The organism is Bradyrhizobium sp. WSM4874 (assembly GCF_055811835.1).
Genome location: NZ_JBVVPR010000017.1, coordinates 98,098 through 125,037 on the forward strand (window position 1 = coordinate 98,098; position 26,940 = coordinate 125,037).

Sequence of the window (26,940 nt, forward strand, 5' to 3'; positions counted from 1 at the left end):
CTACGAGGCCAGGCGCCCTTGCCTCGCCGACCTCGGGCGGGACGGCGTGCCGGTTCCTGGCCGCGTCGCCCGCAAATCAGCCGAGCCGGAAACGGCGGAAGCGGTTGCCCGCCCCTCGCCAATCGGCTAAATGAACCTCGACTAGCACCCGTAGCTCAGCTGGATAGAGCGTTGCCCTCCGAAGGCAAAGGTCACACGTTCGAATCGTGTCGGGTGCGCCAGTCTAACACCTTGAGACGACTCGGGTTTTAGCTACCCTCGCAAGCTTCCATCGGTCCGAAAACTCAGCTGGTCACACAGTGGTCACAGCGCGAGGTTTCCGATGGCGACAATCCGTAAGCATAGACGCAAATGGCAGGTTCAGGTTCGGCGAGCGGGAGCGAAGGCCTACTCGAAGTCCTTTCAATTTCGGAAGGACGCAGAGGAGTGGGCACGCGAGATGGAACGGCGGGCCGATAGGCAGGATCTACCACAAGACACAAAGATCCTACAACGAACAGCGCTACGAAGCCTGGTTGAGCGTTACGTCAACACCGTCACAGTCAAGAAGCGCGGAGCACATTTTGAGCGTGTGGTTTTGCGCAGGTTCATGGATCATCCAATTTGCTCTAGGCGCCTCTCAGAGCTTCGGACAGAGCACTTTGCTGGCTACAGGGACGAGCGGCTCCTCTCCATAAAGGCCTCTACCCTAAAGCGCCAATTGAACCCAGTGCGCCACATGTTCGAAATTGCTCGGGAGGAATGGGGAATGCCCGTCGGGGAGAACCCCTTAAAGAAGCTCAAGCTAGACGCGCACGATCAAAGACGGGAGAGGCGGCTCAGAGAAGGCGAATTCGACAGGCTCGTTGAAGCAGCGAAGTCGAGACGCAATCCGCTTATTGGATCGATCATCAGATTTGCTGTCGCCACTGGTATGCGTCGCGGCGAAATACTGGCCGTGCGATGGAAGCACATCGATCGAGCTCAACGCTCACTGCTCATTCCAGACACAAAGACGGGTCAGTCCCGAACCATTCCCTTGGTCGCATCAGCTTTGGAAGTGCTGGCTGGACAGCGTCAGGACGATGAAAGGGTCTTCCCCATCACGGCGAACGGCTTTCGGCTGGCATGGGAGAGGGTGAAACTCAAAGCGGAAACTGAAGACCTCCATTTCCATGATCTGAGACATGAGGCAATAAGCAGATTTTTCGAACAAGGTTTGACTGTGCCTGAGGTCGCGTTGATCAGTGGACACAAAGATATCAGAATGTTGTTTCGGTACACCCACGCAGCGCGGCAGAACATACTAGTGAAGATTGACAAAGCCGCTTCAAACCACGGCTTGATCTAAGTATTGCGCAATTGCGTGACACTGGCGAGGTAAATAGCAACATAAGCGAGGTTGACTTTGTCTCAATCAAATCCCTCTTCCGATTATTTTAGAGAGGTGCGTTGGCTCACGATCGAAGAAATCGCAAAATTGTGGTCGAAGGAAATCGACGTTCCTCTTTCAACTATAGAGAGAGAGCTCTCACTCTCGTTGATCAACATGCCGCGCCTGCGTGAGGGCAACAGCCCGATAAAGGACTTTCCTGCGGGAGCCCTACCTCCATCCAATTCTATCATGACGAAAATGGAGATAGAACAGTTCTGCGAGAAGCAGCGCTGGCCCTTCCCTGCATTCTGGTTCGGTGTTGACAAAGGTCACTCCTACCCGGGTCGTCCGTCGGTTATGGACGCAATACTGCAACAGCTAGAGAAGACAGCCGCAGCTGGGCAGCTTAAGCCAACACTTGCGGGGCAGGCGCGAGAACTAGAGGGCTGGGTCAAGGACGTCGCACGCGTAAGCAAAGTGCAGCCGCCGAAGGCTAAATCGATCGAAAACGCGATCAGACGAGAGTACCTGCGCCTGAAGCAGGAGAGCATGAAATGAAGCGCAGCTCTCGAATTTAATGGGCATATTTAATGGGTCTCAGTTCGCCTAAGTGTCCTCGAAGAAGAAGCATTTGCTCTTCTGAAAAGGAGGTCACCTATCATGCACGACACCGAACCTGCGGATAATTTCAGCACTACAATGGATGCATTGAGCGATCCACCCGACGTGTGTCGAGAATTAGCAAGCAAACGCTCGATCTTGTCCGAACTCGATGCCAGCTTGAAAGAAAGTGGTTTCACCGGGTCGACGAGCATACCTCGTCTAGTGTTCCTCAGCTTCTACACTCGAATCTTCGAGAAGCCTGTTTCTCTGCTCATTAAAGGCCCTTCGGGCAGCGGCAAGTCCTTCGCTCTCTCGTCTGCGAAGCGATACATTCCCTCCTCCGCCTACGAAGAATATCACGGGATGTCTGAGCGTGCCTTGCTCTACATGCAGGACCTAAATTTGAAGCACAAATATCTAATCATCCAGGAGGCCGCTGGCCTAAGCACAGGAGTCGGTCGAGTCTTTCTGAGGCAGCTGTTGTCGGAAGGTCGAGTCAACTACGCAACAGTGCAACAGACAGATCAGGGTCTTGTCGGAAAGAAGCTTCCCACGCTCGAGGGGCCGACGGGGGCCATGATGACCACAACCGCAACAGAGCTTCACTTAGAAGATGAAACTCGATTCCTGTCCGTCCACATTGATGAATCGCCGGAACGAATTATGGAGGCGCTCCTCAGTCAAGCACTAGGAACCGGCTCTCTAAAGGAGATCGATTGTCTACCTTGGTATCATCTGCATGAATACGTCTGCTCAGGTTCGAACAAGGTGCATATTCCATTTGCGGAGGCGCTGGCCAGGAAAATGCCATCTTCTCACCCTCGGGTGCAGAGAGACTTCCCCCAGCTGCTATCGCTAATTCGGGCTCACGCACTGCTGCACAAGGTCTCTCGTTCAACGAGAGATGGGGCTATCGTTGCTGAACTCGATGACTACGATAACGTGCATGACTTGGTCGCCGCTCCTCTTGCTGAGGGACTTGACGCGACAGTGCCTGCCAATATTCGGAGATTGGTTGAAGGAGTTCAGCATGAAATCAATCGCTTGAAAGAGGAGATGTCTATCCCCGTTGATGCTCACGTGAGCGTAAGTCAGCGGGTTGTTGCTGATCATCTTGGAATCCATCCAAGCAATGTTAGCCGAGCGGCGGTCGAAGCGATCCGCCAGGGCTTTCTCGAAGATGACAACCCGGGGCAGGGGAAGGAATCGAAGCTCCGTATGGGTGAGCGCCAACTCCCCAACAATGTTGTCTTACCCACGAGACGGGACCTCGAAGAGCTATTCAAAGAGAAGGCTCCTCCTAGCTCCCGATACTTTGAATGGATGCAAAGTGAGGGACGCTACTAGTCCCGTTGGAAGAGCCGCCCTCGTGGCGACCTTCTTTCTATGCGGGGACTACTACTGAAGGGGTCCCGGAGGGCGCCTGCTTTCTTCATTGGGGACGGCGTTTAGGAACCGCTCGCAGCCTGTCACAAGGTCGCACCGCCATCGTGCATCGTCTCGCACTGCGAAAAATGCAACGCGCCACCGCCCCCGCAAGGCTGCTGAGCCCGGTTCGGCAAGTTGCACGAAAGTCCCTATTGCCCGTTTGAGTCGAGTTATACGATAAAAGAAGAAGCATACGCAGTGAGTCGGACAGCGAGAGGGCATTGGCCGTCCCTGAGTTCGTCTCGCCGGGGTTGGGGGAATTTCCAAAAGTTATGGATGCAACGATCGATTCAAGTCCGGTTGATTCCGTAGATTCCGAACCGTTCCTCAAATGGGCAGGCGGGAAGCGATGGCTAACACAGCGATTTCCGGATCTCATTCCTACGGACATCAAAAACTATTTTGAACCATTCCTTGGAAGCGGAGCAGTCTACTTCCACGTTCGCCCGTTGAGCGGCACAATCTCAGACCTGAACGAAGATCTTGTAGCTACCTACCAAGCGCTGCGTGATGATCCCCTATCAGTACAATCACTTCTCGAGAAGCACAGTAAAAAACATTCCGATCAATACTATTATGAAATGAGGGCAAGCAAGCCTACGAAATTGTCAAGTAGGGCCGCACGGCTCATCTATCTGAATCGCACGTGTTGGAACGGTTTGTATCGCGTCAACAAGAGCGGTCAGTTCAATGTGCCAAGAGGTACAAAGAATAGCGTCTTGTTACCGTCCGATGATTTCATGGCCATTTCGGCGCTGCTCAAGCGTGTCGAACTAGAATGCTGTGACTTCGAGGCTACGATCGAGCGCGCGCACGAGGGTGACTTCGCGTTCATCGATCCGCCGTACACCGTCAAGCACAACATGAACGGCTTCATAAAGTATAATCAGTCGATTTTTAGCTGGGATGATCAAATCCGATTATCGAAAGCGATTGTCCGGGCACGAGACAGAGGCGTCCGACTGTTAGTGCTCAATGCCAACCACAAATCAATTAGAGACCTATATCGCGACGTCGGTCAGTTTGCTCGTTTGCCTCGGACCTCGGTACTGGCAGCAAATTCAAGTTTTCGAACTGAGACCTCTGAGCTAGCCATAACCGTGAATTATCAAAAGGCCTGAGGGCATGCTGAATAATATTTCTCACCGAGACGAACTCCGTGGACTCGCTACCAGAAGAGCAAAGGCTGACGAATTTAAAACAGTCCGACAACCGCTCGTAGAAGAGGAATTGGCAACAGGTTGGGAGGTCGTGCAGGTGAATGCGTCGACCTCACGGTTATGCAAGCCCAAAAGCCATGACAAGGCGCTCGAAGACCGTGTTTGGACTTTGATGTATCGAATGGGCTTTACTAATCTTTCGGGACCTGGAGGTGCGTTCCAGCTTCTTAACGCAAACGATCCGAAGGGCCCTGACAACCAGATTGACGTCGTGGCCATTGACGGTGAGGTTGCGTTTGCAATCGAATGTAAGTCGAGCGAAAATCCTAAGAAATTTGCGGACTTCTCAACCGTTCTCGCAAAGCATGCGGCGTTGAAGGAGAGGTTTACTCGCTCAGTTGCCGCCCAGATACCGGCAGACCACAAACGGGTATCACGCTTTGCGATTTGGACGTCGAACATTATCATATCCGACAATGATAGGACTCGAGCCAACACGGCCAACGTAACGCTGCTGGACCAGAAAGATCTAGAGTATTACGAGCTGCTCATTCTTCAGGTTGGAACGGCAGCGAGATTCCAATTCTTGGCCGACGTTCTAAAGGGGCGCGGTATACCTGGATTGGAAATTAAGATACCGGCTATTCGCGCTAGAATGGGAGGCTCGACGAGCTACTCGTTCAGCATTTCGCCAGAATACCTTTTAAAGATTGCATTCGTATCGCATAGAGCGAGAGGCAAGGCTTCAGACATCGATGCATATCAGCGACTGCTGAAGAAGTCTCGGCTGCGGTCAATTCGTCAATACATAAGCGACGGAGGAATTTTTCCAACAAACATTGTTGTAAATGTAGCGGAAAGCCGTTGGCTCTCTTTTGATCGAGGCAAGCAAGAAGGCGACGACAAAAATGCTACATTCGGCTGGCTTACAATTCGCCCAGCCTACCGCGTTGCATGGATCATTGATGGTCAGCATCGACTCTTTGCCTATGCAGACCACCCTTCCGCAAAAAAGGGCCTCATTTCGGTAATCGCTTTCGTTGGATTGGAACCGAGCGAACAGGCCCGGCTCTTTGTTGACATCAATGCCGAGCAGCGCAAGGTCAAGCAAAGCCTTCTCCAAGAGCTTTACGCAGAATTGCATTGGGATGCGGATGCCCCTGAAATTCGTGTGCAAGCAATCTTGTCGAAAGTCATCCAGGCCCTCGACACGGATTTGAGATCTCCGCTTCTAGGTCGCGTTCTGAAAGCTGATGACCCTCGTTCCGACACCAGATGCATATCGTTGACCAGTATTTTTCATGCCCTGGAAAAAACCGGCCTGTTCATCGCAAGAACGAAAAAGGGAGAAGTTATAGAATACGGCCCGCTCTGGGATGGCGAGAACCAAGATACGTTGAAGCGCACCGTAACAGTTTTGATTGGCTTCCTCGACTTCGTTAAATCTTCAGCTTCAGAGTTGTGGGAAAAGGGATCGGCCGAAGGCGGCGGACTAACGATGAACGACGGAATTACGGTGTGCTTAAATGTTCTTCGGAGCGCGGTTCACCATCTTCAAGTCGTCAAGCGCGTGCCTCTGTCTCAACTCGATGCGCCAGAGCTTGTAGAGGCACTAGGGCCCTACGGCCGAGCGATTGGTCAATACTTCGCGTCTCGGACTCCGGAGCAAATGACGCAGTTTCGATCGCTTAGGGGCATACAAGGACAAACCACTGGCACAAGGCGAGCAGAGGAATTTGTGCAGAGCCTCGATGCCTCATTCGACCCACCCGGCCTTAGGGAGTTCTTGAGTCGCGAGAAGGCGCAAACGACAACTCAAGCCTTCGAATTGCTTCAGGGAATTGAGCGGGTTCTGCAAACGACTGTTTTGTCAGAATTGAAAAACGAGTTTGGAGATGAGGAAGCGGATTGGTGGTTCGCTGGAGTGCCTAAGGGCGTTCGAAAAAAAGTCGATGACCGGATAAACGAGGAAGGAGGGAAAAAGGGCGGTCGAGAAGAGAATTTTGACCTGATAGATTATCGAGAAATTGCTGAGGCAAATTGGCAACTCTTCGAAGCTCCGCTTGGCCGTGGAAAGGGTAACAAGCAAGCCCGGACCAAATGGTTAGTTGAAGTGAATGATCTAAGAAAGCCAGTGATGCACGCGTCGAAAGGTCAGAGCCTCCCAATTACGGAAGAGCAGGTCGCATTCTTGGATGAAATACATCGTTGGCTACAAACGCAGGTGAATGAGACTTTCGCCGAGCCGACCTGACGATACAGTGACGCGGAACAGAAGATCAACAGAGCATGCGGAGGAGCTGGCACGGCCCGAGGGAACTGCCGCGGCTACGACCTGGAGATACTATCCCCTCGGGCATCAGATCCCTTCCCCATAATAGTCCACGTAGACCGTGCCGATGGATTTTCCGACATTATCTTTCAAGTCGTGATGCCCGGTTTCAAGCTCACCCTTCTCAAGCGAGTCTGCTAATCGTCGAAGTGCATCTGCAGCCCACCTGTTAGCGTTCATCGTTGGGGCCTGAAAGCTCCATTTCCACGTCGCACTTGAGATTGGGAATTACTTCGTCATCATCCATCGTCCGGCTCCTGCTTTTCGCTAGGCGCACGAAATGCTAATGCTCAAAGGCTAGGTTCGCAAGGGAGGGGCGATGCGATTGCCTTCGGTCGGCTGGGCGTTCTTCGGGCTATTTGTGGTCGCAGGCGCAATCTATCTGTTGAACCGTGGAGTTTACGTAGGGTCATCCATACGTATGCAATACGAACAACTGGACGATGGATACGGCAAGAAAGTGAGTACCCCGTACTTCAACAAGTACTGCCACTACCTTTTGCTAAATGATATTAGGCGAGATTGGTCGACGGGGTCGTTCGACAGAGACAAAGCGGAAGACGGATCGATCCTGCTCACCCCTCAGAATTTCAGACTAAGACGTTAGTCAGGGACGACGCTAACAAGGGCTTCGATTTAGGTGCTTCAAATCTGATTCCGCTCGGTAAGTTCTTAGCCCAACGCCGAGAGACCCTAATCGATTTGAATTATTGTTATTGTTCAATGGATTGGGCAACGAGCGAATGACAGCAAGCCTCCCTCAGAGGTCGCCTCAGAGATACTGCAAGTCTATCCCTCCTATACCTCCCAGCAGGACTCATTCTGAGACCAATCTGTTTAGAGATATGGAGAGGGCTTCTGCTATTCTCGCCAGCACTAAGAGGCTCGGATTTCGCTTCCCGCGTTCGATACCTCCTACGTAGGTCAGGTCAATCTTGGCTGCGAAAGCGAGCTCTTCCTGCGTCATGCGTTTCTGCGTCCTGAACTTTCGGACGTTCTTGCCGACTATGGCCCTCCAATCCCGCATTTGCAGGATGGGGCACGATGAGGCATATAGTCTCTAGGGAATATAGTCCCTATCACGGCATTTTTCTTTGGGTTTTCCTTTCGCTGAGCAATTGAGGAGCCGTTGGCATGACTGGGGTAAAGGTCTGGATTGTCGCAGCTCTGCTCTCAGCCGCAGCGTTCTGGTTCGTCGACCTTCCTCAGACTATTCGTCTGAAGACCGCGATTGTACGCACACTGCCCCTATCTCCCGCCACGAAAATCGCTACGATCAACTCGCTTTGCAAAGGTGCTCGACCAACCGACGCAGCTTTTTGCTATATGGATTTCCGGAGCGAAGAGGCGGAGGCCGCACTATCTTGCGAGCGATACAGCGAAAAAGTTAGCCGCAGCAAGAATTGGGTAAAGATCCACGGTGATAGCTACCGGTATCATGGCGACGATCCAGAATTCTCGGACTTAGGCTTGTTCTACCACCCATCTCAGTGTGCGATTATCAGTGTCGCGAGACAAGCAAGCATCCCTCTGACAGAACTTCGCTCCGTGAGACTGCCTGAGTAGTAGCCTTTTGCTGCCATACGCGCAAAAGACCAAGCCTTCGGCCTTGAGTCGCATACGCCTGCGCGGCATCTGAGGAAGGCAGGCGAACCGCCCCGTGTATTCTGATCCAAGCCAGGCCCCGCCTCCTTTGGAATAAAAGAGCCGCGACAACAAAAAATTGCGTGCTATCTAATCTGGCGGGCTGGGAAATCGGGGGCACTAATGCGGATCAAGAAGTTGAGGCTGAAGAACGGATACAAGCGCTTCCACGACCTTACGATTGACTTGGGTGACGAGCCGGCCCGTATCGTCGCGCTTGTGGGGCCGAATGGCTGTGGCAAGAGCAGTGTGCTCGATGGATTGCTTTATCATCATTCAGCTTGGCGCGGCATTGGTGAGACAGGAGGGCGGGACTCGAGCTATCACTCAATGCATGCGGGTAAAGCCTTCGCGCACGGCAACATTGCGATCGAATTTGTCGAAGGCTCGTACATCGACGTGCGAGCAGCTCGCGATAAGCTGGGCAAGGACAATACGGTGTTCTCTTTCCGGAGTCCGTACCGGTACAACACCAACGTTAAAATAGACGCTATCCGGGCACTGAGCGCGATTCATCTTAACGACTATGGCGCTGCTGACGCCTCCAGTCTCGATTCGAAGATGGAGAGCAACTATCGACGCCTGCAAGCTGCAGTTTATCGCTACATGCAGGACAACGATGTGAAGCCAAGTGAAGCAAGAGCTCATATAGTCGGGGACTTGAACGCTTCTCTTGGGAACTGCCTGGATCTAAAAATCGCAAGCGTCGGAAACATTGATGCTAACCAAGGAACGTTATATTTCAAGAAGCTGGACCACCCTCAAGACTTTGAGTTCAACGTTCTATCATCGGGGGAAAAGGAAGTAGTCGATTTGCTTCTGGATCTGTACCTGCGCAAGCATGATTACGACGACACAGTATTCTTAATCGATGAGCCAGAGCTTCACATCAATACAGCCATCCAAGGAAAGCTTCTGATAGAGATTGATCGGCTGATAGGAAACGCTTGTCAAATCTGGCTAACTACTCACAGCATCGGCTTCTTGCGTACGCTGCAAACGCAGATGAGAGACAAGTGCCAGATTATTCAATTCAAAAACGAATATGAACTGGCATCTAAGCCTTATACCCTAACACCGATGAAGGCTGGTGTAACCGCTTGGCGTGACCTATTCGCGGTAGCCCTGGACGATCTAGCAAGCTTGGTGAGCCCTAAAACCATCATTTACTGCGAGGGAAGGGGTGATCCCGGCAGAAGAGGCGCCGAACGCGGCATGGATGCTCAGGTGCTCAACAAAGTCTTCGTAGAACGTCATCCAGACGCGCTCTTTATTTCAAGTGGTGGAAATACCGAACTCGATCAGCGTAGCACAATAGCAATAGCTATTCTGAGCAAGGTATTCCCGAACATTGAAGTTCTTGTTTTCAAAGACAGAGACATGGCTTCTGGAAAGACAACCGACGAAAACGACCGTCAGGTGTATCTGAAAAACAATCCTGCGAATCATAGGGTGATGAAGCGCTTTGAGTTGGAAAACTACCTCTTCGACAAAGAAGTTTTGATGGCATATTGTTCTGACAACAAACTTACTTTTGATGAAGCCGCTTACGATGTCTTCGTAACTGACATCTGCAACCAGAACCTCAAGGACGAGACCGGCCGCATCAAAAATATCTGCGGGATTAAAAGCAGCTTGAACAGCGAGACTTTCAAGATCGCCCTTGCTGAGTATCTCACCGAGAGCATGGCAGCTTTCGTTGAGTTGCGGGAATGCATCTTCGCGCGATCGTAATCCATGCTGGAAAGTCCGGTAGCGGACAACTGCGTGATAGAGGCTCCCTCGCTCTGAATTTGCTGCTTTTCTGTGAGAAAAACTCGAGGCCCATTCAGGGGTCTTACGGCCCCCCGGCCCCCCTCCGGCCCCCTTCTTCGGCACCGACCTCCCGTCCCCTGATAACTAGGCACAACCTCGCTTCGCAGCTGGCGGCATTCTCCTTACGGTTAACGAGATTTTGGCGGTCACACCCTGGTCACAGCGGCTGTAAGGAAACACGGGGAATTGCGTAGCTCAGAAAAGGTCGTAAACTGCGTAAGCAGTTGATTTTGACGACCGATCAAGCGAGCGAAGCCGAGCGTCTGGATAGAGCGTTGCCCTCCGAAGGCAAAGGTCACACGTTCGAATCGTGTCGGGTGCGCCAGTCTCTTCCAATGCAAGCTGGAGTCATCGCCTGCTCCACCGAGCCGACCCTCACGTCAGCATCGAGATGATCGCCTGGACCTGGTCGGAACCCGACGTGACCAGTCCGTCGTAAGACGTCTGACCGTGTGCGGCCGTCTTCAGGATGCATTCGGCTACGGCCGCTTTCAGGCCGAAGACCGATTGATCGGGCGGCACGCTCGCCATCACGGCCTCCAGCGCCTGACGCATCGTTCGAATGAGTTCGGAGCTGTATTGCATGGGCTGTCCTCCGCAGGCTCATATTAGAGCGCATGCCCATGCTTGCCACTCACAAGCTTGAGATTGCTCTGTGAATCACCCCTCACCTCGCACTTCACGCCGCTCGATTGTATCATCCTGCCATGAGCGAATCCGACACGGCGACCGGCGAAGCCTCGCCCGTCCGCAAGATCATCCATATCGACATGGATGCCTTCTACGCGTCCGTGGAACAACGCGATCATCCGGAGCTGCGCGGAAAGCCGGTCGCGGTCGGAGGCTCCGCAGAACGTGGCGTCGTCGCGGCCGCCAGCTATGAGGCCCGCGAGTTCGGCGTTCGCTCCGCCATGCCATCCGTGACGGCGAAGCGACAATGTCCCGATCTGGTCTTCGTCAAGCCGCGCTTCGAGGTCTACAAGGCGATCTCTAGGCAGATCCGCGACATCTTCGCGGAGCACACCCCGATCATCGAGCCGTTGTCGCTCGACGAGGCCTATCTCGACGTGACGGAGAATCTGCAAGGCATCCCGCTGGCGCGCGATATCGCACTTAGGATCCGCGAGAGGATCAAGGCCGAGACGGGCCTCAACGCTTCGGCCGGCATCTCCTACAACAAGTTCCTGGCCAAGCTCGCCTCCGACCATCGCAAGCCCAACGGTCAATTCGTGATCTCACCGGAGATGGGACCCGCCTTCGTCGAGACGCTTCCGGTCGGAAAATTCCACGGGATAGGCCCGGCCACGGGCGCGAAGATGAACGCGCTCGGCATGTTCACCGGTCTCGATATTCGTCGTCAGACGCTGGAGTTCATGAATGCGAATTTCGGCAAGTCGGGCGCCTATTACTACTGGATCTCGCGCGGTGTCGACGAACGGCCGGTCCGGGCCAACCGGGTCCGCAAGTCCATCGGCGCGGAGACCACGTTTTCAAACGATCTCACCGAATTTGACGCGCTGGTCGCCGAGCTCAAGCCGCTCGTCGAGAAGGTGTGGCGCCATTGCGAGGCGACGGGCAGCCGTGGCCGCACCGTCACCTTGAAGATCAAGTTTGCCGACTTCGAGATCATCACGCGCAGCAGGTCGGCCCCTTCGCCGGTCGCAGGCCGGGACGTTCTCGAGCGGCTGGCTTGCGGCCTGCTCGAAGTCGAGATGCCGCTGCCCAAGAGCGTCAGGCTGCTGGGAGTATCGCTGTCTTCCCTCCAGGCCGGGGACGATGCGGAGCCGCAGCTGACTCTCGGCATCTGAACTGAACTGACGGGCTTTTGGCGAACGCAGCCAGGCGCGCAGAGCGCGCTCGCCGTGAATGAACGGTGGCGGGTTTTCAGACTCGCCACCGAAGGTCGATCCGACGGGGCTGGTCAATGCCTCACGTGCTCGAACACCACGATCACGCCGGTCGGCTCGGGCTCGTGCGCCATCAGGCGTGTCAGCTCGGAATCGCCCCAATCGGCGAGGCTGACGACTTCGCCGCTCTGGCGCTCCGTGCCGGGCGGCGCCGTGGGCTCGACGACCTTCAGCCCCGTCTCATCGACGAAGAAAGTGTGCTCGCCGAACATGCTGTTGAGCTGCGGCATGGCGGGATGCTCGTCGGGCAGCACCTGAGCGCCGAGCTGGTTGACGGTCTGCTTCACCTGTTCGGATGTGAGCTTCATGAGCTGCTCCGTTTCTGTCACGTCGGTTTCATTGCGCTGAGCCAGAGCGGGCGTTCCCTGCGCCGATGTTCGCCTGGCTCAATTCCCGAACGGGTGCTGCGCACAAATGTTCCTGAGGAATGCATTTCGTGATCGCGCGTCGCGTCTGCCGCGCTTGCGGCACGAGATCGCCACAGGACGCACATGATTCGACATTCCAAGAGCCGAATTCGCTACTCGCTTCTGTTCTCGCCGACAGACAGCGCGCAGATGCGTGACAGATATGTGTAGGACAGCCCGGTCTCCTCGGCCCAGGCGTTGAACTGCGCCTGCACCTTGGCGAGATCGCCCTTCGACTTGACCTCTTCGCCAATGTCGAGACCGGCATCGCGCAGGCACGCCACGACGTCCCTGGACGTCACAAAGCCGTCCCAGCCGACGAACCGCAGCAGCATCTGGCCGGTATTCCCTCCTAACCGGCTGCCACGTTTGCTCAGGAGATCGAGCAGGCCGATCTGGTCGGACGGCGGCCATTTCGCCAAAAACCTGCCGAAGCTGCCGTGCTCTTTTGCGATCTCCTGGACGAAGGCGGCGTTGTCGCGCACTGACATGATCTTGGCACCGTTGCGCACGATGCGCGCGTCGCGCAGCAGGCCCTCCCAATAATCCTCCGGCTGGAAGGTGAGCTTGGCCGGCTGGAAACGCAGGAAGGCGTCTTCAAACCCGTCCCATTTCGTCTCGATCACGCTCCAGGCAAAGCCGGCGCAAAACACACGCTTCGTCATCTCTGCGAGAATGCGGTCGTCGCCCCGCTTGGCGAGGCCTTTCAGGTCGGGCTTTTCGGGCATCAGCTTTTCGAGCGCCTTGGGCCCGCCCTTGCGCTTTTCCGCGCGAGCACAAATGGTCTTGAACGAGGTCATGGGAAACGAGCTGTTGGGGGCGCGAGCTGTTGAGGATACGCTACGACATCAGAATTCGATGATCCGGTCCAGCCCGGCAACGCTTCGATGCTTGCACCCGCGGATGGGCCGCAGCATACTGCCCGCGTTGAATTGGCAAGAAATGCCACTGGTCCGCTTCTTGCGTTCAGACATTTTGCAATCCCCGAGCATTTTTGACGTCTCACCCGTGGATTTCCAATGCGCTGCCTGGTCGTGGCCGACCTGCACTATTCGCTGCCTCAGCTCGACTGGCTCGTCAGCGCCGCTCCGCAATTCGACCTCGTGATCTTCGCCGGCGATGCGCTCGACATTGGCTCGATGGTGGATTTTCGCGCGCAGATCGTGGTGGTGAAGAAGTACCTCGCCCTGCTCGCCGCGAAGACAAGCGTGATCCTCTGCTCGGGCAATCACGATCTCGACGAGCGCAATGCGGAAGGCGAAAAGATCTCGCGCTGGATCTCGGAGGTGCGCGAGTTGGGCGTTGCCTGCGACGGTGACGGCCTCACCATCGGCGACACGCTGTTCACGGTGTGCCCATGGTGGGATGGGCCGCTGGTCAAGGAACGCCTCGTCGCGCAGCTCGCCGCCGCCGCGGCCGGCCGGCCGCAGCGCTGGATCTGGATACATCATGCGCCGCCGGCGGATTCACCGACGAGCTGGGGCGGCAAGCGTTTTTTTGGCGACGTCGAGCTGGTGCAATGGATCATGCAGTACCAGCCCTCGATGGTGATCTCGGGCCATGTGCATCAGTCGCCGTTCATTACCGATGGCTCGTGGTTCGACCGGCTCGGCCAGACCTGGGTCTTCAATACCGGCCTGCAACCCGGCCGCCCGCCGACATATATCGTGCTGGACCTCGATGCGGACAGGGCGTTCTGGCTTGCGGCCGGTGAGGCGCAATGGATCGATCTTGGCGCGCCGCTGAAGCGGCCCGCCGCTCCGATCGAGGCGCCGCCCGACTGGCTCACATTCTTGGATCGGATTGCCGATCCGAGCCTGGCGAGACCTCGAGCGGCGGCAGGTTGATCATGCTCTGGAGCACCTCGCCGACCATGGCCAGATGCGTGCCGTGGCCGGCATATTGCTGCTTGAGATCGGCGAGATAGGTGTTGGCGACATTGAGCCGCTGCGCCAGCATTTTGGCGATCAGAAGCGCCACGCCCGCCTCCTGCTTGAGGAACGAGGCGGCATCCTCGAATTCGTAGACGACGGAATCAGAGCAGGCCCGAACGGTCGCAGTGTGCGGCTGTCCCAGCAGCACCGACATTTCGCCCAGCACCGCACCGGGCTCGACCACGGTGGCGACCACCATCTCGCCCTTGAGCACCTCGAGCTTGCCCTGCATCAGCACAAAAAGATGACCGGTGGTGCCGCCCTCGGCGACGATAATCGTGCCGGCCGCAACCTGCCGCTCCGTCCCACCGGTGCAATAATCCAGAACTGCGCGCATCCGACCAAAGCTCCCGCCGCAGGGAGATAGTAGGGCACGATCGGCGTCGCGTGCTTGCTCAAATTTGCGGCAAGCCCCGCACCCGCGACAGCCGCTTCGCCAGGTGGACCGACTGCCAGTCTCCCAGACCGGTGTCCTCGAACCCCGCCTTCTTCGCAAGGCCGCGCATCTCGGCGTTCACGCGCGCGGTCTCAGCTGCAATCATCTCGTGACCGAGATCGCTCGCGTGCCTCTCCAAGGCCGTCATCATCCGGAGGCCGACGCCCTTGCGCTGAAAGCCATCGGCAACGGAGATGGCGAAATCACCATGCCGTGCAGCCGCATCGTACGCGTATCTGGTTTCGCCGATGATCGTGCCTTCCCCTTCCTGCCTGATCTCGGCGAGCAGGGTGAACTGATCGGGATGGCTGGTCCTGGCGACGCATTCGGCCGCGACCACGGCAAAGTCCGCCCGCGCACCCATGAAACGCTTGTTGCGCGATGTCGTGGAGAGGCCCGTGAAATAGATCGAGAGGCTCTCGAGATCGGACGCGCTGGCCGGCCTGATACGGACCGTGGCGTTGGCTTCGGCTGGCTCGACAATGGCATCCAGCAACAACTGTGACATGCGCGAGGCTCTCGGCAGGTTGCATCGAATGCACACCTAACTGAGACCGCGCGCTTACCGCTTGGACATTGCGGCCAATCTTGCGGCCGAAAACGAACAGTTCGTTGCCGAGTGCCGGGCGTCACACGCGAGAGAGTGACGGCACCTCCTCCGGCACGATCGCCTGAAGGCCGCCGAAGCGGCGCTCGCGGCCGTGGAAGGAGGCCAGGGCCGCGGCGAGATCGCCCGCGTCGAATTCGGGCCACATCCGCTCGGTGAAGTGCAGCTCGGCATAGGCACCTTCCCAGAGCAGGAAGTCCGACAGCCGCTTCTCACCCGAGGTGCGGATGATGAGATCGACGTCGCGCAAACCGGCCTCGCCGGTGACGAGCTGCGAAAACGCCTCGCGGGTGAGACTCGTCAACGCCGCCGCCTTGGCCGCCGCGTTGAGGATGGCATCGCGCGCGGAATAGTCGACGGCGATGCGCAGATGAAGCGTGCTGCCCTGCGCGGTGGCGTCTTCCGCTCGCGCAATCGCATTGGCAATGCCGTCGGGCAGGCGGTCGCGGCGGCCGATCACGGTGAGGCGCACGCCGTTCTTGACCAGGCTCTGCACCTCGTTGGCGAGATAGAAGCGCAGAAGCGTCATCAGCGCGCCGACCTCGGCCTTCGGCCTTCGCCAATTGTCGGTCGAGAAGGCGTAGAGCGTCAGCGTGCCGATACCTTGCTTGGGCGCGGCTTCGACGATGCGGCGGATCGCCTCGACGCCGGCCTCATGGCCGCGCACGCGCGACATGCCGCGCCGCGTCGCCCATCTGCCGTTACCGTCCATGATGATGCCGACGTGAAGCTTCTCGTTGCGGGACGCAAGGTCACTTTGCATTGCAAAGTCTCCGGTCAAAAAAAGGGAAGGGGATCAGGTCGAGACGATACCGAGACGGCCGAGCGGCGCCGTCTCGCGGCCGGCGGCCTTGGCGGCGTCGCGCACCAGGCGTTCGAGCACGGCGAGATAGTCGAGGAAGCGGCGGCGGCCGGCCTTGGTCAGGCGGCAGGTCGTGTGCGGGCGATTGCCCTCATAGCCCTTGGTCACCTCGACGAGGCCGGCTTCCTGGAGCACGGCGAGATGCCGGCTGAGATTGCCGTCGGTGAGGCCGCAGAGCTGCTTGAGATCGGCGAACGCCAGACCCTTCGGGTGCGCCATCAGCGAGGTCAGAAGTCCGAGCCTCGCCTTTTCGTGGATCACGCGGTCCAGTCCTTCATAAGAGAAGGGTGCGCTGTCAATCTTCGACATCATGGTCTCCGGATGCGAAATAAAGAATGCCCGCCATTACCGACTGCCCGATCACGAAAGGCAGGCCCATGGTCCACGGCGACAGCGTGTGGGTTTGGCTCGCGAGCACGACCACCGCGAAGCCGGAGATGAAATACCAGGCGCCGGCGAGCGCCACGGTGCGTGGCAGCGACCGGACGGAGGCGAAAATGCCGAGCGACACCAGGATCTGCCACAGGCCGGGCAGCAGCCACAACGTTTCGCTTGCGAATTTCCACATCACCACCGCGAGCAGCACACCGGCAACGCCTGCGGGCAGGAACTGCTCGACTGCCTGGTGGATCATTGCATCGGCGAGGCCCGAATGATGGCGGCGCGAACGCGCGCGCATCTCGACGCCGATGATCAGGCCGCAGAGCGCGGCGGCTGTGAACCACCCGAAGAAGAAACCGAGCGGCTCGCCGGTGGGATCATCGAGCAACCAGATTTGCAGGATCGCGGTGAGAAACGCGACCGCGCCGGTCGCGGCCATGGTCGCCGGGCCGTAGCCGCGGAATGCCGTGCCGGCCGCAATCTGGCTGCGGATCGCCACGATGTCGGCCAGTGCCTTGTCGAGATCGCGCATTGGCAACGCCAAAACCTCGCTCCGCCCATGCTTGCCGGGAATATCGGTCCCATTACTTTGTATTGCAAAGTATATCGGATCGCAAAGTAAAGGCAAGCCCGAACGTCGCCTCTCAACACTGGTCCCTCGCCGGACAACTGCCGGTTGCGCGTCACCTCCTCCCACAGATAAGATGCGCGCGAATGCGCTCTGGGGGAAAGTATGTGGCTTAAGTCATTCATCGTTGCGTCTTTATTGCAGCTTGGCGTCGTCACCGCAGCGCACGCGGCCGGGCCATTCGGCAGCGTAAAAATCGGCAACTGGGTCGGCGGCGCGTTCAGCAATGACGAAACGGGAGCCTTCTCGCATTGTGCCGCGACGGCGCCTTATGCCAACGGCGTCATTCTCGTGGTCGGCCAGAATTCTGGGGGCTCGTGGATATTGAGCTTTGCGAGTCCCAGCTACCGCTTCACCAAGGGCGAGAACGCCGCGATCGACGTCATCTTTGACGGACAGGAGCAGGCCAGACTGTTCGCCACGGCCAACCAGACGAACATGCTCAGCTCCGTCATGCCTGCCAACGTGGTACGAACGTTTCAGAAGGCGAGCCTGATGGTGGCGACGAGCGGCCGCACCGTCCTGAACTTCGACCTGACCTCGGCCGGGCCCGTGATCGCGGCGTTGGCCAATTGCGTCACCAAAGTCAAAGCCGACGGGCTGAGCAAGGCTGGAGACTTTACGAAGGTTGCGGCAAAGCCGCAGGCCGCGCCGGACAAACAGGCATCCCCGTCGGCTAGCAAGCCCACCAGAGCCAAAAGCGGTACCGGCTTTGTCGTGAGTGCCAGCGGACACGTCGTCACCAATAACCATGTGATCAATGGCTGCGTCGGCGACATAAAGGGCAATCTCACGGGTGAAGCCGGAATGGTGTTGCGCGTGGTGTCGAGCGACGCCAACAACGACCTCGCGTTGCTGCAGGCGCCGTCGACGACCACGTTCAAGGAGTTCGCCCGCATCCGCGATCGCTCGATCCGCTCCGGCGATTCCGTCGTCGCGATCGGCTTTCCCTTCCATGGGCTGCTGACTTCGGACTTCACCGTGACGACCGGCATCGTCAGCTCGCTCAGCGGCATGCGCAACGATTCGCGTTTCCTGCAAATCAGTGCGCCGGTGCAGCCCGGCAATAGCGGCGGCCCGCTGTTCGACACCACCGGGCAGATCGTGGGCGTCGTTACGGGAAAGCTGGACGGATTACGGGTCGCGGCTGCGACCGGCAACATCCCCGAGAACATCAACTTCGCGATCAAGACCGGCGCGCTGCGTGACTTCCTCGACAACTCCGTGGTGCCCTACCAGACTGCCGAACCGAAGGGCGAGATCAAGACCACCGACATCGCAGGCAACGCGCGGCCGTATACGATGCTGATCTCGTGCAACGGTACGGAACAGGCTGAGGCGAAGCGGTAGCGGCAACGCAGGCCGGATGGAGCGGTTGGGCCTATACGAAGCGCTCTGTCCGGGCTGAAATCAGCCAGCTCGCTAGTACGGCGCGACGGGCCGCGGTCGCCGGTGCAGCCGCGGTTGCGCCGGCGAAACCTGGCTGTAGGCAAAGCGGGGATTTCGATCGCAGTACAGCAGTCGGCCGGACACGCTAGCCTGACATTGTTCATAGGTGCTGTAGGAGCATTCGCCCGGATAGTCATACTCACCGCCCTGGGCACACCAGGGATAGTCGCGCGCCGCTGCAGGCGTGACGGCGGAGAAGCCGGCCAGGAGTGTGGCGCCGAGGCCCAGCAGTGCCAATTGCGTCTTGCGCATGATCCCAACTCCTATCCTCACAGCGCGAGATACGCGCCATATAGCATCAGGTTTCGCCAAGCCGTTTTATTCCAGATCAACGAGGCTGGCGTGCAAGAAACCTTGATACGCAAGAAAAAAGCCCTGCCGAACGGGGCAGGGCTCCAATCACGGACATCACAAGATCGCTACTCGACCTTGAGGCCGGCGAACTCGACGACCTTCTTCCATTTCTCGGTCTCGGCCTTGATCTCCTCGCCGAACGCCTCGGGCGTCTGCGCCCGCGGCTCGCCGCCGAGCTCGACCAGGCGCTTGGCCATGTCCGGCTCCTTTATCAGCGTGTTGATCTCGCTGTTGAGCTTGGCGATGATTTCCTTGGGCGTGTTCTTCGGCGCCCCCATGCCGAACAGCGCGCTCGCCTCGTAGCCCTTCACGGTCTCGCCAATCGCAGGCACGTCGGGCAGCTGCGGCGAGCGCTCCGCCGTGGTGACGCCGATGGCGCGGAGCGCCCCGGACCGGATGTGCTGGATGATCGAGGGCATGTTGTCGAAGATCACCTGCACCTGGCCCCCGAGCATGTCGGTGATCGCGGGCGCGGCGCCGCGATAGGGCACGTGCTGCATCTTGCAGCCCGTCAGCGCCATGAACATCTCGCCGGACAGATGCACCGAGGTGCCGTTGCCCGAGGAGGCCATGTTGACCTTGCCGGGATTGGCCTTCACGTATTCGATGAATTCGGCGACGGTCTTGGCCGGCACGTCCTTGTTGACGGTCATGACGTTCGGCACACGCTGGAACGAGGCGACCGGCGCGATGTCGCGCACGAAGTTGAACTTCAGGTTGGTGTAGAGCGAGGCGTTGATGTAGTTGGCCGGATTGACCAGTTGCAGCGTGTAGCCGTCGGGCTCGGCATTGACGACCGATTCGGTCGCGATATTGTTGCCGGCACCCGGCTTGTTCTCGATCACGAATTGCTGGCCGAACTTCTCCGACAGCCGCTGGCCGATCAGCCGCGCCAGGATGTCGGTGGCCCCGCCCGGCGGATAGCCGACCACCCATTTCACCGGGTGGGTCGGGTAGTCGGCGGCAAGGGCCTTCGACAGCGGGCTGGCTGCAAGCGGACTGGCGGCGAGCAGGCTCAGCGCGGTACGGCGAGTGATCATCTCAAGGGTTCTCCCAAGTGTTGTTCTTGAAGCCAGATAGCTTGAAAATGGCGTCGGCGCGCTTGTAACAAAGCTTGCCGCAGGCGGAAAGTGCACGGGGCGCATCGCGACGAAAGGATAAGGCATGGCGGTCAAGGTCGAAGCCCTCGATCATCTCGTGATCAACGTCGCGGATGTCGCAGAGACCGCCGCGTGGTACGGCAAGATTCTCGGCATGGAAGTCAAGGTGTTCGACCCCGGCGGCGGCAAAGCGCCGCGGACTTCGCTACAATTCGGTAACCAGAAGATCAACGTCCGGCCCCGCGATGCCGACAAGGTGGAGTGGTTCACCGCGGACCACCAGACCCCCGGAAGCGAGGATCTGTGCTTCCTCACCTCCGCCAGCCCCGACGAGGTGGTGGCGCATTTGAAGGCACATGGCGTCGCGATCGAGGAGGGTCCGGTTCCCAAGCAGGGCGCGCGCGGCACCCTGCGCTCGGTCTATTGCAGGGATCCGGATGGCAGCCTGATCGAGATTTCGTCGTATGAGGACTGACGGCCGGTAAGGCGCTTCGAGCCACGCACTCCGTCGTCATGCCCGGGCTTGTCCCGGGCATCCACGTTCTTCGTACCATGCGTCAGCGCGTGGATGGCCGGGACAAGCCCGGCCATGACGGCAGAGAGAGCACGGCATTTGCGCCCCGCGCCGTCCGATGGCAGGAAGACGCAATTATCAAAACGCGGCCGACGACAAGATGCAGGTTGCACGGGAGGACACATGCCGAATTCGCAAGCCGCCGCCGGAATCGTGGGCCCATTCGACGGGCTCGACGTGCCCTGGCTGCTGAAGATGCGGGCCGAGGTGCGCAGCTCGCATCCATTCCTGATCTGGGCGCCGTTCGACGCGCCCGCGCGGCGCTGGAGCTATGGTGAGTTTCACGAGCGGGTCGGCGCGCTCGCGGCGGGACTGGCGAAGCGCGGCGTCAAGCCGGGCGAGTATGTGCTTATTCACCTCGACAATTGCATCGAGGCGCTGCTGGCCTGGTTTGCCTGTGTCGAGTTGGGCGCGATCGCGGTGACCACCAACACACGCTCGGCACCGGCCGAGCTCGACTATTTTGCCGATCATTGCGGCGCGGTCGCCGCGATCACGCAGCCGGCCTATGCCGAGATCGTCGCACAGAACTGCCGCAACATCCGCTGGATGGCGGTGACCTCGCATGATTCGGGCGCGGCGCCCGCAAAACCGGTTTCGCGCAGCGACAGCTTTGAGGAGTTGTTCGCCGACAGTGCCGACCGTCCCAGGCGCGCGACCGATCCGCTCGCGCCGTGCAGCGTGCAATATACCTCGGGCACGACATCGCGCCCCAAGGCGGTGCTGTGGACCCACGCCAACGCGCTGTGGGGCGCCAAGATCAACGCCGCGCACGAGGACCTGCACGCAAGCGACGTGCATCAGACCTATCTGCCGCTGTTCCATACGAACGCGCTGGCCTATTCGATGCTGGCGACGCTTTGGGTCGGTGCCACCTGCATGATCCAGCCGCGCTTTTCCGCCAGCCGGTTCTGGGGCGCCGCGCGCGAGCACGGCTCGACCTGGACCTCGACGATCCCGTTCTGCATGAAGGCGCTGCTCGAGCAGGAAATCCCGCGCGATCACAAATTCCGTCTGTGGGGCACCGCGATCAACGAACCGCCGGCCTTCGCCGCCTTCGGCGTCAAGATGATCGGCTGGTGGGGCATGACCGAGACCATCACCCACGGCATCGTCGGCGAGATCGACCAGCCCAACATTCCGATGTCGATTGGCCGCGCCGCGCCGGAATATGAAATCCGCATCACCGACGACGACGGCAGGCCGACCGAGGTCGGCGACACCGGCAACCTCTCGATCAAGGGCATCGTCGGCCTGTCGCTGTTCGCCGAATATCTGCACAACGAGAAGGCGACGCGCGAAAGCTTCGACGAGCACGGCTTCTTTCTCACCGGTGATCGGGTGGTGCGGCTGGAGAACGGCTACATCCGCTTCGGGGACCGCAGCAAGGACATGCTCAAGGTCGGCGGCGAGAACGTCGCCGCGTCCGAGATTGAGCAGGTGGTCGCAGTCGTCCCTGGCGTGCGCGAGGCCGCCGTGGTGGCGAAGACGCATCCGATGCTGGACGAGGTGCCGGTCGTTTTCATCATCCCGCAAGGGGGCGTCGCCGGTGCGCGGCCCGATCTGCACGAGGCGGTGATGGCCGCCTGCCGCGCCGGCCTCGCCGACTTCAAGGTGCCGCGCGAGATCCGCTTCGTCGACGACATGCCGCGCTCGACGCTGGAGAAGGTGGCGAAGGCGGAGCTGAGGAAGATGGTGGGGTGAGTTTTTCTATCGTTCCGGGGCGGTGCGAAGCACCGAACCCGGAACCTCGAGATTCCGGGTTCGCGCTTTCCGCGCGCCCCGGAATGACCCCTAAATCAGAACGACCCCAGCGCCACCGGGCGGAACGCCTGCAACAGCTGCTGGTCCAGCTTGCCGCCCATGCCTTCCATCATCGCAAACGCTCGCGCGTGGGTGAAGGGCATGCGATAGGCGCGCTTCTCCACGAGTGCCGCGTAGATGTCTACGATCGTCGTGACCCGCACGATATCGCTGATCTGGTTCGACGAGAGATTGTTGGGATAGCCGGAGCCGTCGAGGAATTCGTGGTGATGCAGCACGACGTCCAGCATCTCCGGCGGGAAGCCGCCCTGCGCTGCGAGCGCGTCATAGCCGCGGCGCGGATGCTGGCGGATTTCGGCCATCTCCTCGTCGGTGAGCTTGCCGGGCTTGTCGAGCAGCGCGGAGGGGACGAACGCCTTGCCGACGTCGTGCAGCAGCGCGGCGCGGGTCAGCCGGCGCTGGTCGTCCTCGCGCATGCCGAGATGCTGGGCGAAGGAGACCGCAAATCCGGTCACGAACAGGCAGTGGCGGTAGCTGCCGACATGGTGGCAGCCCACCGTGGTGAGCCACTCGCGCAGCGAGGAGTGCTTGATTGCCTTCAGGATCTTGCTCTCGGCGGCGATGACGTCGTCGAAGGTCAGGGGCACGCCGAGCGGCAGCTTCTCGAACATCTTCTTCAGCACCGCGTGTGCGGCCTCGACGCCGCGGTTGAGCGTCTTGCCGCGATCGGTCGCGTCATAGACGGCGGTGTCGGGGAAGGCCGCACGGATGCGCTGCAGGATGTCCTCGGGCTGAAGCGGCCGCGAGATGGTGTCGGTGGCGCCCAGCGCCCAGGCCTGCATGGTGCCGTGATGCAGGGCGTCCGCAAGCACGAACAGTCGCGGCATCGCGCGATAGGCGTCGCCGCGCAGCTTGTTGCGCACCCGCTGCACGCTCTCGGGCGAGCGCAAATTGATGTCGACCACGAGGCCGGAGAGATCGCGCGAGGGCTGCTCGGGGAGCTCCTGCGTCGTCACCGTGGCAACGTCGCCGACCGCCTTGAGGATGCTGGCGAGTTCGGTGCTCTCGTCGCTCCGGTCGGAGGCGAGCAGAAGCCGGCGTTTGGCGGCTGGTTTGGCTGAGGCGTTCATGGCTTCCCCAAGAGCACGGGCGTGTTTCGGGCCAAAGCCTAAGCCGGATCAGGTTCTCCGGCCCTTAAGAGGCGTGCTCAATGGAACCCTGCGGAATCAGGGACAATTTTACGGAGTTCGCCTTCCCGGGCGGCTCCAATCAAAAACCTCGAAAACAACCCCATGCACAGTAAAGATGTGCTTGCAAACACAGGGATTTTTTAACGACGAAACCGCCGGGGGCTGCCCCCCCGGCGGATCATGTCAGGTCAACAATCGCAACCAGCCTTACGCCTTCATCGCGCCCTTCACGGCTTCGGCCGTGATCGGCAGGGCCCGGACGCGGGCGCCTGAGGCGTTGAAGATGGCGTTGCCGATCGCGGGTGCAATCACCGTCACCGCGGGTTCGCCGACGCCGGTGGCCTTCTCGCCATTGGCGATCACGGCAATCGCGACCTCGGGCACCTGGCTCATGCGCAAGGGCGTGTAGCTGTCGAAATTGGTCTGTTCGATGCCACCGTCCTTCAGCGTCGCCTTCTCGTACATCGCCAGCGACAGGCCCCACAGCGCCGCACCCTCGACCTGGGCGCGGATGTTGTCGGGATGCACCTGCGTGCCGACGTCGGTTGCGACCGTGAGCTTCTTCACGGTCACCTCGCCCGACGGCGCGACGGCGACGTGGGCGACGCAGGCCGTCCAGCTTGCGGTCGCGCGTTCCTGCGACGACACGCAGGCCACGCCCATGCCCTCACCCTTCGGCAGCTTCTTGCTGCCGTAACCGGCAAGGCCCATCGCGGCGAGCAGCGTGTTGCGCAGCCGCTGCGCGCCGCCGTCGTTCTTGCCGGCGCCGTCGAGCAGCGAGATGCGGAACTGCGCGGGGTCCTTGCCCGCGGCAGCCGCGATCTCGTCGATCATGCTTTCGACCGCCCAGAAGGTCCAGCCCGGTGCCACCGAGCGGAGCTGGCCGGACGGCGTGGCGCTGTGCGCCATCTCGTTCTTGATCGCGCGCACATGATGGTTGGGCACGGTGTAGAAGAAGTCCGCCCCGTTCACCGTGAAGGAGTCCAGCGGACCCTTCTTGTCCACCGAGGGCGTCAGGAAATCGGGGATTCCCCAGCGCGCCGTCGGCCAGGCCGAAACCACGTCGTGGCTGAGCGCGACGAGCTTGCCGTCGCCGTCCACGCCCGCCTTCACTTTCTGGTAGGTGAGCGGACGCGAGAAATCCATCGTCATGTCGTTCTCGCGCGTGTAGATCACCTTCACCGGCTTGCCGATGGCCTTTGCCGCCTGCACCGCCGGAATCATCATGTCGGCATCGAGCCTGCGGCCAAAGCCGCCGCCGAGCCACATCTGGTGCATGACCACGAACTTCGGATCGATCCCGGCCGCACCCGCCGCGATCGCACCGGAGCGCGTTGCGAACTGGTTGCCGGAATAGATGTGCAGGATGTCGCCCTTGAACTCCGCAGTCGCGTTCATCGGCTCCATCGGCGCGTGGATGTTGATGCTGGTGGTGTACTCCGCCTCCAGCACCTTGGTCGCCGTGCCGAACGCCGCCGCGGGATCGCCGTCCTTGACAAAGAATTGCCCGGAATCCTCCAGCTTCTGAAGCCGCTTGGCTTCGTCGAGCAGCGACTGGCTCGACACTTTCGCATTCGGACCGCCGTCATAGGCGATCTTGAGCGCCTGCGCTGCCTTCTTGGCGTTGGCATAGGTGCTGGCGACCGCGACGACCCATCCCGAAGTCGTTCCGGTCTTGTCGTCGAGGGTGACGGCCTTGATGAATCCCGGCACCTTCTTGGCGGCGCTGTCGTCGACCGATTTCACCGTGGCGCCGAAGCGCACCGGCGGCGTCACCACTGCGCCATAGGCCATGCCCGGCAGCATTACGTCGATGCCGTATTTGGCCGTGCCGTTGGTCTTGGAGGGAATGTCGAGCTGCGGCACCGAAACGCCGATCATGGTGTATTGATCCGGCGTCTTCAGCACGATCGCCTTGAGCTCGTCCGGCGTGAAGGTCTTGGTCGCCTTGCCGCTCTTCACGATATCGGCGAACGACATCGTCTTCTTCGACTTCGGATGCGAGATCATGGAATCGCGCACCACGAGTTCCGACGCCGGCACGCCCATCGCGGCAGCCGCACCTTCGCTCAACGCCATCCGCCCGGCTGCGCCAGCCCGGCTCATGGCGTCGAAGTTCATCATGGTCGACCAGCTGCCGCCGGTGATCTGCGCGCCCAACACGGGATCGTTGAACTTCGGATCGTTGGAGGCGAGGGCGACGCGCATGTCGCTCCATTTGGCCCCTAACTCTTCGGCCACGATCTGCGCCATGGTGGAGGCGATGTGCTGGCCCATGTCAGCCTTGCCGCAGGTGACGGTGACGAGACCATCGGGCGCGATCGCGTACCAGACGCTCGGCTCGAAGGCCGAAGGCGCGGCAAGCGCCTCACCGATGCCAGGCACGCCGGCATAGCCGAGCACGAGGCCGGTCGCGGCGGTGCCGACCAGGAAGGAGCGGCGGCTAAGATCAGTCGTTTCGGCTGTGACGGTCTTGATGTGCTTATTCATGTGGGCCTCCGCTCGTTGCCGGAGGCGGATGCGGTGCGCATCTCGGTTGCGGCGCGCATGATTGCCTTCTGGATCCGCGAATAGGTCATGCAACGGCAGAGATTGCCGTCCATATGCGCCACGACCTCTTCCTTGGTCGGGTTTGGATTCTTCGCTAGCAGCGATGCCGCCTGCATGATCTGCCCGGATTGGCAGTAGCCGCATTGCGGAACCTGCTCGGCGATCCATGCCTTCTGCAAGGGATGGTCGCCCTTGGCAGCGAGGCCTTCGATGGTGGTGATCTTCTTGCCGGCGACATCGCTGATCATGGTCTGGCACGAACGCACGGCTTCGCCGTTGACGTGCACGGTGCAGGCCCCGCACAGGCCGGCACCGCAGCCGAACTTGGTGCCGGTCATCTGCAATTGCTCGCGGATCGCCCAGAGGAGCGGCGTGTCATTCGCCGCATCCACGGACAGACTCCGCCCGTTGATGGTGAGAGTTGGCATAGGCGTCTTCCCCTGCCGGTGCATGAAGCCGCT

General features: G+C 59.4%; 25 protein-coding genes and 1 tRNA gene. 12 read left to right on the forward strand and 14 right to left on the reverse strand.

Translation table 11 applies throughout. The annotated features are described in order from the left end of the window. The first annotated feature begins 144 nt into the window (after positions 1-144). The 6 genes from AC0L3P_RS19215 (at position 145) to AC0L3P_RS19240 (ending at position 6,799) form a co-directional block, all read left to right on the forward strand. Positions 145-221, forward strand: a tRNA-Arg gene (locus AC0L3P_RS19215). Positions 222-718: 497 nt separating this feature from the next. Further along, positions 719-1,330, forward strand: a complete 612-nt coding sequence (locus AC0L3P_RS19220) for a site-specific integrase (RefSeq protein WP_473303985.1) — start codon at positions 719-721, stop codon at positions 1,328-1,330. Positions 1,331-1,387: 57 nt separating this feature from the next. Continuing rightward, complete coding sequence (locus AC0L3P_RS19225) at positions 1,388-1,912, forward strand: hypothetical protein (RefSeq protein WP_473303987.1); 525 nt, start codon at positions 1,388-1,390, stop codon at positions 1,910-1,912. Positions 1,913-2,014: 102 nt separating this feature from the next. Continuing rightward, positions 2,015-3,304, forward strand: coding sequence for a hypothetical protein (locus AC0L3P_RS19230; RefSeq protein ID WP_473303989.1), 1,290 nt, complete (start codon positions 2,015-2,017; stop codon positions 3,302-3,304). A 302-nt stretch (positions 3,305-3,606) separates the two neighbouring features. Continuing rightward, positions 3,607-4,506 (forward strand): DNA adenine methylase, encoded by a 900-nt coding sequence (locus AC0L3P_RS19235; protein WP_473303991.1) that lies wholly within the window; start codon positions 3,607-3,609, stop codon positions 4,504-4,506. 4 nt (positions 4,507-4,510) lie between these two features. After that, entirely contained in the window at positions 4,511-6,799 is a 2,289-nt protein-coding gene (locus AC0L3P_RS19240) for a DGQHR domain-containing protein (protein ID WP_473303995.1), read from the forward strand. A gap of 895 nt (positions 6,800-7,694) precedes the next feature. Here the strand turns inward: AC0L3P_RS19240 and AC0L3P_RS19245 are convergent. Next, complete coding sequence (locus AC0L3P_RS19245; RefSeq protein WP_473303998.1) at positions 7,695-7,904, reverse strand: helix-turn-helix domain-containing protein; 210 nt, start codon at positions 7,902-7,904, stop codon at positions 7,695-7,697. A 740-nt stretch (positions 7,905-8,644) separates the two neighbouring features. Here AC0L3P_RS19245 and AC0L3P_RS19250 point away from each other — a divergent pair. Next, the gene (locus AC0L3P_RS19250) at positions 8,645-10,255 is read left to right on the forward strand and encodes an AAA family ATPase (protein ID WP_473304001.1); all 1,611 of its coding nucleotides are present in this window, start codon (positions 8,645-8,647) and stop codon (positions 10,253-10,255) included. Between the two features lie 456 nt (positions 10,256-10,711). Here the strand turns inward: AC0L3P_RS19250 and AC0L3P_RS19255 are convergent, their stop codons facing one another. Continuing rightward, entirely contained in the window at positions 10,712-10,921 is a 210-nt protein-coding gene (locus AC0L3P_RS19255) for a hypothetical protein (protein ID WP_473304003.1), read from the reverse strand. Between the two features lie 122 nt (positions 10,922-11,043). Here AC0L3P_RS19255 and dinB point away from each other — a divergent pair, with 122 nt between their 5' ends. Continuing rightward, on the forward strand, positions 11,044-12,144 hold the full coding sequence (gene dinB / locus AC0L3P_RS19260) for a DNA polymerase IV (RefSeq protein ID WP_473304005.1): 1,101 nt from the start codon (positions 11,044-11,046) through the stop codon (positions 12,142-12,144). 113 nt (positions 12,145-12,257) lie between these two features. Here dinB and AC0L3P_RS19265 read toward each other — a convergent pair whose 3' ends face one another. Further along, positions 12,258-12,551, reverse strand: coding sequence for a hypothetical protein (locus AC0L3P_RS19265; protein ID WP_007598221.1), 294 nt, complete (start codon positions 12,549-12,551; stop codon positions 12,258-12,260). A gap of 212 nt (positions 12,552-12,763) precedes the next feature. After that, entirely contained in the window at positions 12,764-13,450 is a 687-nt protein-coding gene (locus AC0L3P_RS19270; RefSeq protein WP_473304009.1) for a DNA-3-methyladenine glycosylase I, read from the reverse strand. A gap of 219 nt (positions 13,451-13,669) precedes the next feature. Between AC0L3P_RS19270 and AC0L3P_RS19275 the strand changes: the two genes are divergently transcribed. After that, positions 13,670-14,497: a metallophosphoesterase family protein gene (locus AC0L3P_RS19275; protein WP_275168677.1), complete on the forward strand. Its 828-nt coding sequence runs from the start codon at positions 13,670-13,672 to the stop codon at positions 14,495-14,497. Here the strand turns inward: AC0L3P_RS19275 and AC0L3P_RS19280 are convergent. The 5 genes from AC0L3P_RS19280 to AC0L3P_RS19300 form a co-directional block, all read right to left on the reverse strand. Beyond that, positions 14,436-14,921, reverse strand: coding sequence for a Crp/Fnr family transcriptional regulator (locus tag AC0L3P_RS19280; RefSeq protein ID WP_275168678.1), 486 nt, complete (start codon positions 14,919-14,921; stop codon positions 14,436-14,438). The two genes, AC0L3P_RS19275 and AC0L3P_RS19280, sit on opposite strands and share 62 nt — an antisense overlap. A gap of 58 nt (positions 14,922-14,979) precedes the next feature. Continuing rightward, positions 14,980-15,528, reverse strand: coding sequence for a GNAT family N-acetyltransferase (locus AC0L3P_RS19285; RefSeq protein WP_275168679.1), 549 nt, complete (start codon positions 15,526-15,528; stop codon positions 14,980-14,982). 121 nt (positions 15,529-15,649) lie between these two features. Next, entirely contained in the window at positions 15,650-16,390 is a 741-nt protein-coding gene (locus tag AC0L3P_RS19290; protein WP_473304015.1) for a di-trans,poly-cis-decaprenylcistransferase, read from the reverse strand. 33 nt (positions 16,391-16,423) lie between these two features. After that, a complete protein-coding gene (locus tag AC0L3P_RS19295; RefSeq protein ID WP_199198451.1) occupies positions 16,424-16,798 on the reverse strand; it encodes a transcriptional regulator in 375 nt (124 codons plus the stop codon). Further along, positions 16,785-17,402: a hypothetical protein gene (locus AC0L3P_RS19300; protein ID WP_473304017.1), complete on the reverse strand. Its 618-nt coding sequence runs from the start codon at positions 17,400-17,402 to the stop codon at positions 16,785-16,787. Before AC0L3P_RS19300 ends, AC0L3P_RS19295 begins: the two co-directional genes overlap by 14 nt. Before the next feature lie 201 nt (positions 17,403-17,603). Between AC0L3P_RS19300 and AC0L3P_RS19305 the strand changes: the two genes are divergently transcribed. After that, complete coding sequence (locus AC0L3P_RS19305; protein WP_275168684.1) at positions 17,604-18,848, forward strand: S1C family serine protease; 1,245 nt, start codon at positions 17,604-17,606, stop codon at positions 18,846-18,848. A 72-nt stretch (positions 18,849-18,920) separates the two neighbouring features. Here AC0L3P_RS19305 and AC0L3P_RS19310 read toward each other — a convergent pair whose 3' ends face one another. Further along, a complete protein-coding gene (locus AC0L3P_RS19310; protein WP_473304020.1) occupies positions 18,921-19,199 on the reverse strand; it encodes a DUF3551 domain-containing protein in 279 nt (92 codons plus the stop codon). Positions 19,200-19,366: 167 nt separating this feature from the next. Continuing rightward, the gene (locus AC0L3P_RS19315) at positions 19,367-20,341 is read right to left on the reverse strand and encodes a Bug family tripartite tricarboxylate transporter substrate binding protein (RefSeq protein ID WP_027514642.1); all 975 of its coding nucleotides are present in this window, start codon (positions 20,339-20,341) and stop codon (positions 19,367-19,369) included. A gap of 124 nt (positions 20,342-20,465) precedes the next feature. On the opposite strand from AC0L3P_RS19315, the gene AC0L3P_RS19320 reads away from it, so the two are divergent. After that, on the forward strand, positions 20,466-20,876 hold the full coding sequence (locus AC0L3P_RS19320; protein ID WP_473304024.1) for a VOC family protein: 411 nt from the start codon (positions 20,466-20,468) through the stop codon (positions 20,874-20,876). A 222-nt stretch (positions 20,877-21,098) separates the two neighbouring features. Then, on the forward strand, positions 21,099-22,679 hold the full coding sequence (locus tag AC0L3P_RS19325) for an ATP-dependent acyl-CoA ligase (RefSeq protein WP_473304027.1): 1,581 nt from the start codon (positions 21,099-21,101) through the stop codon (positions 22,677-22,679). 95 nt (positions 22,680-22,774) lie between these two features. Here the strand turns inward: AC0L3P_RS19325 and AC0L3P_RS19330 are convergent, their stop codons facing one another. The 3 genes from AC0L3P_RS19330 to AC0L3P_RS19340 all read right to left on the reverse strand — a co-directional run bounded on the left by AC0L3P_RS19330 (position 22,775) and on the right by AC0L3P_RS19340 (position 26,907). Continuing rightward, the gene (locus tag AC0L3P_RS19330; RefSeq protein WP_007616064.1) at positions 22,775-23,869 is read right to left on the reverse strand and encodes an HD-GYP domain-containing protein; all 1,095 of its coding nucleotides are present in this window, start codon (positions 23,867-23,869) and stop codon (positions 22,775-22,777) included. Positions 23,870-24,136: 267 nt separating this feature from the next. Next, positions 24,137-26,419: a xanthine dehydrogenase family protein molybdopterin-binding subunit gene (locus tag AC0L3P_RS19335; RefSeq protein WP_473304032.1), complete on the reverse strand. Its 2,283-nt coding sequence runs from the start codon at positions 26,417-26,419 to the stop codon at positions 24,137-24,139. Beyond that, positions 26,416-26,907 carry a (2Fe-2S)-binding protein gene (locus AC0L3P_RS19340; protein WP_275168695.1) on the reverse strand — a complete coding sequence of 164 codons (492 nt, stop codon included), beginning with the start codon at positions 26,905-26,907 and terminating at the stop codon, positions 26,416-26,418. Before AC0L3P_RS19340 ends, AC0L3P_RS19335 begins: the two co-directional genes overlap by 4 nt. Positions 26,908-26,940 lie beyond the last annotated feature (33 nt).

Coding starts and splice junctions, on each gene's coding strand:
- AC0L3P_RS19320 (WP_473304024.1), top strand. CDS start 20,466: ATGGCGGTCAAGGTCGAAGCCCTCGATCATCTCGTGATCAACGTCGCG.
- AC0L3P_RS19220 (WP_473303985.1), top strand. CDS start 719: ATGTTCGAAATTGCTCGGGAGGAATGGGGAATGCCCGTCGGGGAGAAC.
- AC0L3P_RS19270 (WP_473304009.1), bottom strand. CDS start 13,450: ATGACCTCGTTCAAGACCATTTGTGCTCGCGCGGAAAAGCGCAAGGGC.
- AC0L3P_RS19240 (WP_473303995.1), top strand. CDS start 4,511: ATGCTGAATAATATTTCTCACCGAGACGAACTCCGTGGACTCGCTACC.
- AC0L3P_RS19250 (WP_473304001.1), top strand. CDS start 8,645: ATGCGGATCAAGAAGTTGAGGCTGAAGAACGGATACAAGCGCTTCCAC.
- AC0L3P_RS19265 (WP_007598221.1), bottom strand. CDS start 12,551: ATGAAGCTCACATCCGAACAGGTGAAGCAGACCGTCAACCAGCTCGGC.
- AC0L3P_RS19315 (WP_027514642.1), bottom strand. CDS start 20,341: ATGATCACTCGCCGTACCGCGCTGAGCCTGCTCGCCGCCAGTCCGCTT.
- AC0L3P_RS19290 (WP_473304015.1), bottom strand. CDS start 16,390: ATGCAAAGTGACCTTGCGTCCCGCAACGAGAAGCTTCACGTCGGCATC.
- AC0L3P_RS19335 (WP_473304032.1), bottom strand. CDS start 26,419: ATGAATAAGCACATCAAGACCGTCACAGCCGAAACGACTGATCTTAGC.
- AC0L3P_RS19245 (WP_473303998.1), bottom strand. CDS start 7,904: ATGCGGGATTGGAGGGCCATAGTCGGCAAGAACGTCCGAAAGTTCAGG.
- AC0L3P_RS19255 (WP_473304003.1), bottom strand. CDS start 10,921: ATGCAATACAGCTCCGAACTCATTCGAACGATGCGTCAGGCGCTGGAG.
- dinB (WP_473304005.1), top strand. CDS start 11,044: ATGAGCGAATCCGACACGGCGACCGGCGAAGCCTCGCCCGTCCGCAAG.
- AC0L3P_RS19305 (WP_275168684.1), top strand. CDS start 17,604: ATGTGGCTTAAGTCATTCATCGTTGCGTCTTTATTGCAGCTTGGCGTC.
- AC0L3P_RS19330 (WP_007616064.1), bottom strand. CDS start 23,869: ATGAACGCCTCAGCCAAACCAGCCGCCAAACGCCGGCTTCTGCTCGCC.
- AC0L3P_RS19340 (WP_275168695.1), bottom strand. CDS start 26,907: ATGCCAACTCTCACCATCAACGGGCGGAGTCTGTCCGTGGATGCGGCG.
- AC0L3P_RS19230 (WP_473303989.1), top strand. CDS start 2,015: ATGCACGACACCGAACCTGCGGATAATTTCAGCACTACAATGGATGCA.
- AC0L3P_RS19275 (WP_275168677.1), top strand. CDS start 13,670: ATGCGCTGCCTGGTCGTGGCCGACCTGCACTATTCGCTGCCTCAGCTC.
- AC0L3P_RS19310 (WP_473304020.1), bottom strand. CDS start 19,199: ATGCGCAAGACGCAATTGGCACTGCTGGGCCTCGGCGCCACACTCCTG.
- AC0L3P_RS19285 (WP_275168679.1), bottom strand. CDS start 15,528: ATGTCACAGTTGTTGCTGGATGCCATTGTCGAGCCAGCCGAAGCCAAC.
- AC0L3P_RS19295 (WP_199198451.1), bottom strand. CDS start 16,798: ATGTCGAAGATTGACAGCGCACCCTTCTCTTATGAAGGACTGGACCGC.
- AC0L3P_RS19300 (WP_473304017.1), bottom strand. CDS start 17,402: ATGCGCGATCTCGACAAGGCACTGGCCGACATCGTGGCGATCCGCAGC.
- AC0L3P_RS19325 (WP_473304027.1), top strand. CDS start 21,099: ATGCCGAATTCGCAAGCCGCCGCCGGAATCGTGGGCCCATTCGACGGG.
- AC0L3P_RS19280 (WP_275168678.1), bottom strand. CDS start 14,921: ATGCGCGCAGTTCTGGATTATTGCACCGGTGGGACGGAGCGGCAGGTT.